Source organism: Actinosynnema sp. NPDC053489, assembly GCF_044544865.1.
Taxonomy (GTDB): domain Bacteria; phylum Actinomycetota; class Actinomycetes; order Mycobacteriales; family Pseudonocardiaceae; genus Actinosynnema.
Genome location: NZ_JBITXT010000004.1, coordinates 231,993 through 244,168, shown reverse-complemented (window position 1 = coordinate 244,168; position 12,176 = coordinate 231,993). Strand labels below are relative to the sequence as shown.

At 74.8% G+C, this 12,176-nt stretch carries 10 protein-coding genes; 5 read left to right on the top strand and 5 right to left on the bottom strand.

What is annotated here, in order from left to right:
* Nucleotides 1–13: 13 nt before the first annotated feature.
* Nucleotides 14–1,894: a S8 family serine peptidase gene (locus ACIGNX_RS10885; RefSeq protein ID WP_396538617.1), complete on the bottom strand. Its 1,881-nt coding sequence runs from the start codon at nucleotides 1,892–1,894 to the stop codon at nucleotides 14–16.
* 514 nt (nucleotides 1,895–2,408) lie between these two features.
* On the opposite strand from ACIGNX_RS10885, the gene ACIGNX_RS10880 reads away from it, so the two are divergent.
* The gene (locus ACIGNX_RS10880; protein WP_396539189.1) at nucleotides 2,409–3,209 is read left to right on the top strand and encodes a putative protein N(5)-glutamine methyltransferase; all 801 of its coding nucleotides are present in this window, start codon (nucleotides 2,409–2,411) and stop codon (nucleotides 3,207–3,209) included.
* Here the strand turns inward: ACIGNX_RS10880 and ACIGNX_RS10875 are convergent.
* The gene (locus ACIGNX_RS10875) at nucleotides 3,175–4,332 is read right to left on the bottom strand and encodes a winged helix DNA-binding domain-containing protein (protein WP_396538615.1); all 1,158 of its coding nucleotides are present in this window, start codon (nucleotides 4,330–4,332) and stop codon (nucleotides 3,175–3,177) included. The two genes, ACIGNX_RS10880 and ACIGNX_RS10875, sit on opposite strands and share 35 nt — an antisense overlap.
* A gap of 78 nt (nucleotides 4,333–4,410) precedes the next feature.
* Here ACIGNX_RS10875 and ACIGNX_RS10870 point away from each other — a divergent pair, with 78 nt between their 5' ends.
* Genes ACIGNX_RS10870 through ACIGNX_RS10860 form a run of 3 tightly spaced genes read left to right on the top strand, consistent with a single transcriptional unit; the run spans nucleotide 4,411 to nucleotide 8,792 of the window.
* The gene (locus ACIGNX_RS10870) at nucleotides 4,411–4,992 is read left to right on the top strand and encodes a PadR family transcriptional regulator (protein WP_396538613.1); all 582 of its coding nucleotides are present in this window, start codon (nucleotides 4,411–4,413) and stop codon (nucleotides 4,990–4,992) included.
* A 24-nt stretch (nucleotides 4,993–5,016) separates the two neighbouring features.
* The gene (locus tag ACIGNX_RS10865) at nucleotides 5,017–7,698 is read left to right on the top strand and encodes a DEAD/DEAH box helicase (protein WP_396538611.1); all 2,682 of its coding nucleotides are present in this window, start codon (nucleotides 5,017–5,019) and stop codon (nucleotides 7,696–7,698) included.
* On the top strand, nucleotides 7,695–8,792 hold the full coding sequence (locus ACIGNX_RS10860) for an SWIM zinc finger family protein (RefSeq protein ID WP_396538609.1): 1,098 nt from the start codon (nucleotides 7,695–7,697) through the stop codon (nucleotides 8,790–8,792). Before ACIGNX_RS10865 ends, ACIGNX_RS10860 begins: the two co-directional genes overlap by 4 nt.
* 258 nt (nucleotides 8,793–9,050) lie before the next feature.
* Here the strand turns inward: ACIGNX_RS10860 and ACIGNX_RS10855 are convergent, their stop codons facing one another.
* Nucleotides 9,051–10,121 carry a Gfo/Idh/MocA family protein gene (locus ACIGNX_RS10855; protein ID WP_396538607.1) on the bottom strand — a complete coding sequence of 357 codons (1,071 nt, stop codon included), beginning with the start codon at nucleotides 10,119–10,121 and terminating at the stop codon, nucleotides 9,051–9,053.
* 99 nt (nucleotides 10,122–10,220) lie between these two features.
* Between ACIGNX_RS10855 and ACIGNX_RS10850 the strand changes: the two genes are divergently transcribed.
* The gene (locus ACIGNX_RS10850) at nucleotides 10,221–10,802 is read left to right on the top strand and encodes a TetR/AcrR family transcriptional regulator (RefSeq protein ID WP_396538605.1); all 582 of its coding nucleotides are present in this window, start codon (nucleotides 10,221–10,223) and stop codon (nucleotides 10,800–10,802) included.
* 137 nt (nucleotides 10,803–10,939) lie between these two features.
* Here the strand turns inward: ACIGNX_RS10850 and ACIGNX_RS10845 are convergent, their stop codons facing one another.
* Nucleotides 10,940–11,155: a DUF5703 family protein gene (locus ACIGNX_RS10845; RefSeq protein WP_396538603.1), complete on the bottom strand. Its 216-nt coding sequence runs from the start codon at nucleotides 11,153–11,155 to the stop codon at nucleotides 10,940–10,942.
* On the bottom strand, nucleotides 11,152–12,114 hold the full coding sequence (locus ACIGNX_RS10840) for a YncE family protein (RefSeq protein ID WP_396538601.1): 963 nt from the start codon (nucleotides 12,112–12,114) through the stop codon (nucleotides 11,152–11,154). The genes ACIGNX_RS10845 and ACIGNX_RS10840 overlap by 4 nt, the downstream gene beginning before the upstream one ends.
* Between the last annotated feature and the right edge of the window lie 62 nt (nucleotides 12,115–12,176).

Genomic DNA, 12,176 nt, shown 5'->3' with positions numbered 1-12,176 from the left:
CCACGCGCTGTGATCAGGACGCGGTCACCGAGACGTCGTCCAGCACGAACGAGGTCTGGTAGGACCAGTCCTCCGTGCCGGTGAAGCTCAGCGTGACGCTCTGGCCCGCGAACGCGCCCAGGTTGAAGGTGCGCACGGCGTAGCCGGACGGGTTGAGGTTGGTGTAGGTCGCCAGGGTGGTGGAACCGGCCTGGATGGTGAAGGTGTCGAAGACCTGCGGCTCGTACTCCGTGGTGCTGATCTTCAGCCACAGCGACAGGGTGGTGTTCGCGCACCCGGCCGGGATCGTGACGGTCTGGCTCAGCGTCTCGGTGTTGGTGTAGCCGTAGCCGCTGATCCACGAGGACCAGGAGCCGGTGCGCGGCGCGCCCTCGCCGGTCCACGTCGAGATGGTCTGCGTGGCGTTGGACCACCCGGTGGTGCCGCTCTCGAAGCCGCCGTTGACGAGCTTCTCACCGGGGGAGGCGCACGAGCCGCCGGGCGGGTTGACCGTCCAGGTGAACGTGGCGCTCGCCTTCTTGCCCGCGCTGTCGGTCACCGTCGCCGTGACGGTGTAGGTGCCGGCGGTGGTGGGCGTGCCGGAGATCAGGCCGCTGGAGGCCGCGATCGCCAGGCCGGGCGGCAGGCCGGTGGCCGACCAGGTGTACGGGGGCGTGCCGCCGGTGGCCTTGAGCTGGAGGCTCGCGGCGGTGCCGACGGTGCCGGTCTGGTTGCCCGGCGGGGTGACCGACGGGCTGCCCGGGTCGGGGTTGCCGCCGGTGTTGACGAACAGCAGCCGGTTCGGCGAACCGGTGCCCGGGCTGGTGATCTTGTTCGGGGTCGAGTTGGCCACCATGGCCGCGGCGACCTGCGCGGGCGTCAACGACGGCGTGGCGCCGAGCAGGACCGCCGCGCCACCGGCGACGTGCGGGGTGGCCATCGACGTGCCGCTGATGGTGTTGGTGGCGGTGTCGTTGGTGTTCCAGGCCGAGGTGATGTTCTGGCCCGGCGCGAAGATGTCCGTGCACGTGCCGAAGTTGGAGAACGAGGCGCGCGCGTCCGTGTCGGTCGAGGCGTTGACCGTGATGGCCTCGGCGACGCGGGCGGGGGTGAAGTTGCACGCGTCGGCGTTGGAGTTGCCCGAGGCGATCGCGAAGGTCACGCCGTCGGCGATCGCGTTGCGGACCGCGGTCTCGCCGGTGGTGTCGCTGCCCTGGCCCCCGAGGCTCATGTTCGCCACGGCCGGGCCCGAGGTGTGGTGGCCGGTGACCCAGTCGATGCCTGCGGCGACACCGGCGAACGAGCCGGAGCCGGAGCAGTTGAGCACCTTGACCGCGATCAGGCGCACGCCCTTGGCCACGCCGTAGGACGAGCCGCCGACCGTGCCGGCGACGTGCGTGCCGTGGCCGTTGCAGTCGGTGTTGTTGCTGTCGACGGTGTTGGTGCCCCAGCTGGCCCGCCCGCCGAAGTCGGAGTGGGTGGTCCGGATGCCGGTGTCGATGATGTAGGCGGTGACGCCCGTGCCGTCGCCGGGGTAGGTGTAGGACCGGTCCAGCGGCAGGTCGCGCTGGTCGATCCGGTCCAGGCCCCACGACGGCGGGTTGGGCTGCGTGCCGGTCGCCTTGACCTCGCCGTTCTGCTGGACGTAGGCCACGCCCGGCTCGGCGGCGAGGCGGCGCGCGGCGCGTTCGGACAGCGTGCCCGCGAAGCCCTTGATCGCGTTGCGGTAGGTGAAGTCGACCTTGGCGTCGTACTTGGCGCTCAGGTCGGCGGTGCGCGCTTCGACGCTCTGGGTGGACACGTCGTTGTAGACGACGATGTAGCTGTCCTTGATGGCCGACGGGTTGTCGGCGCCGATGATGTTCCCCTCGGCCGCGGCCGGTGTGGCGCCGGAGGCCAGCGCCGTGACCGTCACCGCGACCGCGGCTAACGCGGTCAGGGCTCGTCTGGATCCGCGAACGTCTCCCATTGCAGGGTTCTCCCTCGTGCAGGGGTTCCGGCAGACCCAGTGCGGCGCGGGTCGGCCGGGGAGCGGAGGTTCTGCGATCACGTTCGCGCGGACGTGGTCGGGAACGTTAGAGGAACCGCCGAAACCCGACAATCGGCCGCCCGTGGGAACTACCTGCGGTATTCCGAACGGCGACCGCCCCACCGGGGCGACACCGGCACCGGTTCACTCGATAGTGTGAATAACTTCAGTGTTGACTAAAAGAAACAATCAACCATGGAGACAGAGACGACACAGGCGCACCAAGACCCAAGAAGCAAGGACTCGAGGAGCCGTCGTCGTGGGTGGGATAGGGTGTGCCGGTTCGCGCGGCTCAGGGAGGTGGGACCCATTTACGTTCGGGCAGAGCGGGTCGCTCCCGGCCGCGTCGTGGCGGTCTGAGGGGCGCTCGCGGAGGTTTTCGCGAGAGGCGTTCGTCGTGATGGTGGTCGAGGTGGTCGCGCGGTTGCGCGCGGCCGGGTGCGTTTTCGCCGAGGACGAGGCGCGGGTGCTGGCGCAGGCCGCCCGCGATCCCGACGAGTTGGCGGTGCTGACGGCCCGGCGGGTGGCCGGGTTGCCGTTGGAGCACGTCGTGGGGTGGGCGGAGTTCTGCGGGTCGCGGGTGGTGGTGGAGCCCGGGGTGTTCGTGCCGCGTCGGCGCACGGAGTTCCTGGTGCGGGTGGCGGTGTCCGGGCTGCGGCCGGGTGCGGTGGTGGTCGACCTGTGCTGCGGGTCCGGTGCGGTGGGTGCGGCGGTGGTCGACCGGGTGCCGGGGGTGCGGCTGCACGCGGTGGACGTCGACCCGGTGGCCGTGGCCTGCGCGCGGCGCAACGTCGGTGGGCACGAGGTGCACCTGGGTGATCTTTACGAGCCGCTGCCGGTGTCGCTGGCGGGGCGGGTCGACGTGGTGGTGGCGAACGCGCCGTACGTGCCGAGCGGGGCGATCGGGCTGATGCCGTCGGAGGCGCGCGAGCACGAGCCGCTGGTGGCGTTGGACGGTGGGGTGGACGGCCTGGACGTGCAGCGGCGGGTGGTCGCGGGTGCGGTGCGGTGGTTGGCGCCGGGTGGGCGGTTGTTGGTGGAGACGGGGGCGCGGCAGGCGGCGGGCACGGTGGAGGCGTTCGCGCGGGGCGGGTTGCGCGCCGAGGTGCTGTCGGACGAGGAGTTGTCGGCGACCGTGGTGGTCGGGTCCGTCCCGGCGGGTGCGGTCAGGCCGACAGCTCCTTCTCCAGCGGGGTCCTGAAGCGGGGGATCACCCGGGCGCCGTCGAGGCAGGACGCCACCCGGTCGGCTTCGCGGGTGATCGCCGCCTTCGCGTCCGCGCCCACGTCATCGAGGAGTTCCCACGCGATTTCGCCGTCGGCGCGCTGCGCCCACCCGCCGACGACCGCGCCGTTCCACCACACGGTCGGGCCGACGTTGCCCGCCGTGTCGAACAGCCGCGGGCGGTGCCGGGCGGGCAGGTACCAGTCGCGCGCCTGCCACCCCATCGGGGTGGGGTCGAGCGCCGGCAGCAGCGCCGCCCAGGGTTCGGGTTCCGCGACGGGTTCGAGGTCGTCGGGCAGGGCGAGGCCGGGGCCGGTGGACAGCTCGACGGGGACCGCGCCGGTGGCGGCGAGGGCGGCGCGGGTGTGGCCGAGGTTCCAGCCGGTCCACCACTTCAGGTCGGCCTCGGTGCCGGGGCCGTAGGAGGCGAGCCAGCGGCGGGCGAGTTCGGCTCGGGCCCGGGCCGGGTCGAGTTCGGGCCACGGCGTGGTGGGTTCCCAGCGGAACTGGGTGCTCAGCCACGTGCCGAGGGGTCGGCCGCGGCGCATCCGGCCGTCGGTGGCCAGGACGCGGATGATGCGGCTGGACACGTTCTGGCGCGTCTCGTAGCGCTTGCCGGGTGCGACGACGACCTGCTCGCGCAGTGCCGGGACGTCGCGGGTGAGTTCGACGGCGGTCGCCTCGCCGCGGCGGCGCAGCGCTTCGACGGTGGCCCGCTCGACCTCGGCGAGGCGGTCGGCGTCCCAGCCGAGGCCGTCGGCGAGGAACGCGAGCAGCTTCTGCCGCTCCTTGGCGGCGACGGCGGCTCCGGCGGCGGCCTGCACGACGGGCGCGGTGGTGGCGGTGACGGCGAACATGGTGCGGCGCATGCACAGCAGCCGCTCCAGTGTGCGCCGCTCGTAGAACGCGGCCTCGACCTCGGCGATGGACGGTCGGCGCAGGCGGGCGCACGCGGACAGGAACACCGTGGCCGGGTCGGTGGCGTGCAGGCCGAGCACCGCGTCGGCCACGTCCTCGACGGTGTCGGCGCGGGTGGCGAGCAGGTGTCGGGTGCCGAGGCGGGCGCGGCGCCCGGCGTCGTCGATCTCGGGGAGCGTCACGGGTCCATCCTCGGCGATCTACCCTCGTCGCGGTGACCGGGCCCGCGGGACCCGGGTGGGTGCGGGACGAAGGGCGCGATGTCGGCAACACGGCTGCTGGTGCTCGGGGTGGTGCGCGGGTACGGGCGCGCCCACGGCTACCTGATCGGCAACGACCTGATGTCGTGGGGCGCGGGGGAGTGGGCCAACGTCAAGTGGGGGTCGATCTACCACGCGCTCAAGCAGCTCACCAGGGACGGTTGCCTGGTGGACCACGCCGTGCCGCCGGGTCGCACGGACTACGCGATCACCGCGAAGGGCGAGGGCGAGTACCGGGTGCTGTTGCGGGACGCGGTGCGCCGGCCGGAGACGCGGCCGGACCTGCTGGCGGCGGGGTTGGCGCTGCTGCCGTCGCTGTCGCGGGAGGAGGCCGTGGGGTTGCTGACCGAGCGGTTGGCGGAGTTGGAGGCCCGGCGAGACGCGGCGCGCGAGCGGGCGCGGGGGTGGGGTGGGCCGCCGCACGTGGGGGAGCTGTTCGGGTTGTGGGAGCACACCGCGGCCAGTGGGGCGGAGTGGACGCGGGGGCTGGTCGAGCGCCTGTCGTCGGGCGCGTACCCGATGGCGGGGGAGCCGGGATCGCCCGGTGAGCCCGGGAGTTGGGCTATGCTCAAACTTGAATAGCGAGGGGGAGCGCTGAACACAGGGTTGGAGCGGTGTGCGGCCGTCTTCGAGGCCGCCGACCCGCCGCGCACGTCGACGATCACCTTCTACCCGGCTCACGACGCGCCGTCGGACGCGCCGGGTCCCGACCGGCTCACGATCGCCACCCCCGACGGCGCGCGGTCGGTGGTCCCGGCGTTGCGGCTGCCGGTGTCGGAGGCCGTCCCGCTGCTCAGCCGGGCCCGCCGCGCGTCCGGCGCCCACCCGGCGACCGCGTTCTGGGGTGCGGCCGTGGTGGTGGCGTTGCAGCTCGTGGCCCGCGGTCGGGTGCGGCCCGCGGTCACGGACGGGGACTTCGACGCCTGGCTGCTCGGTCCGCTCGACGCCGCCGACCACGCCCGCGTCCGGGCGCTGGCCGAGGCGATGCCCGCGGCGGCCCGGGCGGTGCCGCTGCCGGGCCGCGACCCGCTGGAGCTGCCGGAGGCGGAGCCGCTGCTGCGCGCGTTCCTCGACGCCGTGGCCGACACCATGCCGCGCGGTGCGGCGGCCGTGCACGCCGCCGGGGCGCCCGCGTTCGCCGCGACCGCCCCCCAGCGCGTGCCGCACCTGCGCGAGTGGGCGGACCAAGGCGTGCGCATCTCGCTGCGGGTCGAGGGCCACGACCCGTTCGGCGCCGTCGTGCAGGTGCACAGCCTCGCCGACCCGGGGCGCGTGGTCGACGCCGCGGAGCTGTGGGCGTCGGCCAACCAGCGGTCCCGCGCGGACGCGATGGTCGCGCTGCGCCGCGCCGCCCGTGCCTGGTCGCCCCTGGAACGGCTGCTGGACCGGCCCGTGCCCGACCGGATCACCCTCCCGGACGCCGACGTCGTGGACCTGCTCACCACCGGCGCGGTCCGGTTGGCCGGCGCCGGCGTGGACGTGCACTGGCCCAAGGACCTGGTGCGCGACCTGTCGGCCAAGGTCGTCGTGGGCGACCGGCCCGCCGACCGGCCCGCGTTCTTCGGGCCCGAGCAGCTCACCTCCGTGGACTGGCGGCTCGCCCTGGGCGACGACCCGCTCACCCCCGAGGAGCTGGACCGCCTCGCCGAGGCCACTCGTCCCGTCGTGCGGCTGCGCGACCGGTGGACCCTGGTGGACCCCGAACTGGCCCGCCGCGCCCGGGAGCGCGCCCTCAAGCCGCTCACCGCGATCGACGCGCTCGGCGCGGCCCTCACCGGCACGACCGACGTCGACGGCGTCGAGGTCGAGGTGGTCGCCACCGGTTGGCTGGACGAGCTGCGGTCCCGCCTGGCCGACCTCGACGGCGATCCCGTCGGTCCGCCGCCGGGGTTGCGGGCGACCCTTCGGGACTACCAGCTGCACGGCCTGCGGTGGCTGGACCGCATGACGTCGCTGGGCCTGGGCGCGTGCCTGGCCGACGACATGGGCCTGGGCAAGACGGTCACCCTCATCGCGCTGCACCTGCACCGCGCGCAGCGCGAGCCCGGGCCGACCCTGGTCGTGTGCCCCGCGTCGCTGATGGGCAACTGGCAGCGCGAGGTCGAGCGGTTCGCGCCCGGCGTGCCGGTCCGCCGCTTCCACGGGCCCCGCCGCGACCTCGCGGACGAGGGCTTCGTGCTCACCACCTACGGCACCATGCGCCTGGACGCCGACCGGTTGGCCGACGTCGACTGGGGCCTGGTCGTCGCCGACGAGGCGCAGCACGTCAAGAACCCCGCCTCCGACACCGCCAAGGCGCTGCGCCGCATCCCCGCCCGCGCCCGGGTCGCCCTGACCGGCACGCCCGTCGAGAACACCCTGTCGGAGCTGTGGGCGATCCTCGACTGGACCACGCCCGGCCTGCTCGGCACCCTGGCCCGGTTCCGCGCCCGCTGGGCCGGGCCGATCGAGGGCGACCGCGACCCCGAGGCGGCCCAGCGGTTCGCGCGGCTGGTGCGGCCGTTCCTGCTGCGCCGCCGCAAGACCGACCCGGGCATCGCGCCCGAGCTGCCGCCGAAGACCGAGACCGACCGGCCCGTCGCGCTCACCCGCGAGCAGGCCGCGCTCTACGAGGCGGTCGTGCGGGAGCTGATGGCCGAGGTCCGCGAAGCCGACGGCATCGCCCGCCGGGGTCGGATCGTCAAGCTCCTCACCGGGCTCAAGCAGGTCTGCAACCACCCCGCCCAGTACCTCAAGGAGACCTCGCCGAGGCTCGCCGGCCGGTCGGGCAAGCTCGAGCTGCTGGACGAGCTGCTGGACACGATCCTCGCCGAGGGCGGCGCGGTGCTGGTGTTCACCCAGTACGTCGCCATGGCCCGGCTCATCGAACGCCACCTCGCCGACCGCGGCGTGGCGAGCGGGCTCCTGCACGGTGGCACGCCCGTCGCCGCCCGCGAGGAGCTGGTGCGCAGCTTCCAGGACGGCGAGTGCCCGGTGTTCCTGCTGTCCCTCAAGGCCGCCGGCACCGGCCTGAACCTCACCCGCGCCGACCACGTCGTGCACTACGACCGGTGGTGGAACCCCGCCGTGGAGGACCAGGCCACCGACCGCGCCCACCGCATCGGGCAGACCCGGCCCGTGCAGGTGCACCGGCTCATCGCCGAGGGCACCATCGAGGACCGCATCGCCGCGATGCTGCGGGCCAAGCGCGACCTCGCCGACGCCGTCCTGGCCCGCGGTGACGCCGCGTTCACCGAGCTGTCCGACGACGAGCTGGGCAACCTGGTCGAACTCAGGAGGGGCACGTGAACGACCGCGTCAAGGGCTTCCCCGCGTTCGGCAAGGGCGTCCGCCACGCCCGCTCCTGGTGGGGCAAGGCGTGGCTGCGGGCGCTGGAGGACACCGCGCTGGACCAGGCGCCGCTGCGCCAGGGCCGCAAGTACGCCCACGCCGGCCTGGTCGACACCATCACCGTCAGCCCGGGTCGGATCACGGCCACCGTCTACGACACCGACGACACCCACCACACGGTCGTCCACGTCACCCAGCTCACCGACGGCGAGTGGCACCGGTTCCTCGGGCAGGTCGCCGCCAAGGCGGGTCACCTGGCCGCGCTGCTGGACCGGGAGATGCCCCGCGAACTCGCCGACGCCGCCGCCGACGCGGGGGTGCCGCTGCTGCCCGGCATCGGCGACCTCGACACCGAGTGCACCTGCCCCGGCTGGGAGCTGCCGTGCCGCCACGCCGCCGCCCTGTGCCACCAGGCGTCCTGGCTGCTCGACGCGGACCCGTGGGTCTTGTTGCTGCTGCGCGGGCGCGACCGGGACGAGGTGATCGCCGGAGCGCGCCCCACCGCCGGCGTCCTCGCCACCGCCGCCTACGCGGAACCCGTCCGGGACCTGCCCGACGACCCGCCGCCCGCCGACCTCGGGCCGCTGCCGGAGTTCGAACCCGTGGCGGGCCTCGACGTGGACGTGCTGCGGCTGCTCGTCGCCGACGCCGCCGCCAAGGCCCGCGCGGTGCTGGCCACCGGCCGGTGGCCCGCGTCGGACGACCGCCAGGACCGCGTGCGCCTGGCCGCCACCCAGCCCGCCCTGCGGGACCGCCTCGACGTCGACCCGCGCGCCGTGCGGGCCTGGCAGCAAGGCGGGGCCACCGCACTCGACGTGCTCGAACGGCCGTGGACCCCGGACAAGGCCGCCACCGCCCGCGCCCGCGCCGCCTGGTCCGGCGGCGAACTGCCGGAACCGGCGGTGTGGCGCAACCGCTGGACCGTGGGTACCCGGCAGCTCCGCCTGGCCCCCGACGGCCGCTGGTTCCCCTACCGGGACACCGACGGCACCTGGTGGCCGACCGGCACCCCGCAGCGCGACCCGGCCGCCGCCCTCACCGACACCGACTGACGGCCGCCGACACCCGAACCCGACCCGACCGAACCAAAGCCGACCGAACCAAAGCCGACCACGCCACTGCCGGCCCCGCCACCGCCCCCGACCGAGCGCACCAGCCGACCGAGCGCACCGCCCCCGACCGGCCGCACCAGCCGACCGGCCGCACCAGCCGCACCGGCCGGGCCCGTCCGGTGAGCGAGCCGCCCCAGCAGCCGGAGTCCGCCGGGATCGCGTTGCCCTGGTGGTCGGGTCTCGGCGACGCGCCACCGGCTAGGGGATCGGCAGCCGACCACCGGTCCCGGCGGCGGCCTCGACGGTCGCCAGCAGCCGGTGCAGCCGGGCGGCGGTGTGGAAGTCCGGGTGCGGGCGGCGGTTCTCCGCCACCGCCCGGCCGACCTCCCGGTACAGCTCCGCGACGCCCGCGACCGGACCATCGTCCGGGCCGAACGGCGTGCCCCGGTAGGCGTCGGGCACCCGGACCGGCGCACCGTCGACCCGGACGTCCCACGCGGTCCAGTGCGGGTAGTGGTCCGGGCGCGTGGGCGCCGCGGTCAGCACGCCCCGGGAACCGACCACCTCCAGCGCGAACCCGTCAGGGCTCCCGCAACCGCCGCGCACCCGCAGGGACGCCGTCGCCCCGTCCCGCAGCACGCCCTCCACCAGCACCTCGTCGGGCAGCCGGTTGGGGACGGCACGGCCCGCGACCACGATCCGGTCGTGCCGCCGGGGCAGCCGCGCGGACACCTCCGCGAACCCGCCGGCCACGTGCTCCAGCATCGCCAGGAAGTGACCGGCCATGATCGTCACGATCGACGTGCCGCCGGCCGGGTCGGTGGTCCACGCCAGTTCCGGGGGCAGGCAGCCGCCCCCGAACGGCGCGCCCGACGCCGACAGGGCGACCGATTCCACCCGGCCCACCCGGCCTCCGGCGAGCAGGTCCGCGACGAACCGCGCGTCGGGGGACCAGTACCCCTGCAGGCACACCGCGTGCACCACCCCGGCGGACGACGCGAGCGCGGCCAGCTCCTCGGCCTCGTCCGGCCCGACGGCCAGCGGCCACTCCGACAGCACGTGCTTGCCCGCTGCCAGCGCGGACCTGATCAGCCCCGCGTGCTCCGGAGCCTTCACCGACACCACGACCAGGTCCACGTCCCGGTGCGCGACCAGCTCCGCCGCATCGGCGAACGCCAGCGGCACGCCGTGGGCGGCGGCCACCCGGTCCGCGCTGTCCTGCCTGGTCGTGGCCACCGCCGCCATCCGGAACCCCGCCAGGCCCGCCAGCGCCGGCAGGTGCGACACGGCCGCCCACCCGCTCGCCCCGACCACTCCGACGTCGATCACGCGCACCCCCATTTGTGTACCGTTTGGTATGAAACTAGGGCACGCCGGGCGGGAGCTCAACGCAGTACCGTATCGACGGGTACGGAACAGGGGAGGGGCATGGCAGGCGGACGTCCGAGGTCCTTCGACGCCGACGCCGAGCTCGACCGCGCCCTGGAGGTGTTCTGGCGGCAGGGCTACGAGGGCACGTCGCTCACCGACCTCACGACCGCGCTGGGCATCAACCGGCCCAGCCTGTACGCGGCGTTCGGCAACAAGGAGGAGCTGTTCGCCAAGGTGCTGGACCGCTACGCGGCCGGCCCCGGCGCGTACGCCGCCGAGGCGCTGACCGCTCCCACGGTCGCGGAGGTCGTCGAACGACTGGTGCGCGGCGCGGTCGAGCTGACCGCCGGGCCCCGCACCCCGCCCGGCTGCCTCACCGTGCACGGCGTCCACTCCTGCGACCCCGGCTCCGCCTCGGCGCGCCAGGCCGCCATCGCCCGCCGGATGGCCGCCGAGACGGCCCTGCGCCGCCGGTTCGAGCAGGCGGCGGACCTGCCCGCGGGCTGCGATCCCGCCACCCTCGCCCGCCTGGTCCACACCGTCACCGACGGCATCGCGGTGCAGGCGGCGGCCGGTCGCACCCGCGAGGAGCTGCACGAGGTGGCCGCCCTCGCGCTCCGCACCCTCGTGCGGGCGTAGTCCACAGCGGACCGAAGCCGGTCATAACCGCAGTTCGAGCCCGCTTCACCACACCTGTGGTACCACAGGTGTGGTGGTCGATCCCCGAGCGGACGCGACGCCACCGCCGAAGCGGTGCCGTGCCCGGGACCGCGGTCCTAGGTGATCACGCCCGGCACCACCGCGGCCGTGCGCTTGCGCCGCAGCCACACCTTGCGGGAACCGTCGCCGAACAACAACGTCCGCGACAGCTCCCACCCGGCGAACTCGGCGTGGATCGCCAACTGCGTCGTCGCCGTGCGACGGGAGACACCGGCCGGCAACCGCAGCGGCCGGTACTCCCAGTCCCCGTCGACCACCCCTTCGCCCGTCATCCGATCACCTGCATCCCTGCGCCGTCCCCGGACGCGACGAACACGCGCCCGCTGCCTGGGTCAACCGCCACCGAGTCCGGCTGCCGGACCGCGGCGTACCGGTGCCGCTCGACCGGCTCCGCGCCGGCCACGTCGAACGCCACGACCTCGTTGCGCTCGGTGAGCGTGACCCACAGCAGGTCACGCCGCTCGTCGTAGGCCATCCCGTACGGCGCGCCCGGCACCGGGTAGCGCAACCGCATGATCAACGGCCCGGTGGAGAACGCCATCAGCTCACCGCCGCGCGTGTCCACCACGAACACCCGGCCGAACCGGTCGGCCACCGCGTTCGTCGCGCCCTCGCCCGCGCGCAACCCCGCGCCGGGGCCGTCCGCGGTCGGGTCGAGGTCGAACACCGCGCTGCGCGGCCGGTCCAGCACCACCGCCGCGCCGCCCACCGCGACCAGCCGGTCCGGGCTGGAGATGCCGCGCACCACGTGCCCGTCCACCGACACCTGCCGCAGGTCGCGCTGGGCCACCAGCGTCCGGTCGCCCACCCGCGCCACATCCACCGGCGCGCCGTCGACCGCCCGCTGAGAGGTCGTCCCGTCCGGCCGCACGGTCACGACGGCACCCGCGGGGACCACCGCCTCCACCGCGTCACCCACGGTGACCAGGCGTTCCGCCGGACCGGGCAACGGCACCACGACCGGGTCACCGACGGCCTCGGCCGGGTAGAGCGCCACCGCCGGCGGATCGGCCAGCGCCACGGCCACCCGACCACCCGCCGCGGCGACCGCCGTCACCCGCCCGAGCGGCAGCACGCGACCCTCGGGGACCGCCTCCTGCGGGGGCGCGGACGCGGGCCGCGCGGGCTCCAACGTGGCCGCGAGCTGCAGCGGGTCCGACGGGTTCTCCTCGGTCGCGCAGCCCGAGACCAGAGCGACCCCGGTGAGCACTACCGCCGCCAGTCGGCGCAACGTCGGACCTCCCAGTCGACCCCGTTCAGCCCTCCCAGCATCCATCACCGGGCCGCCGCCGT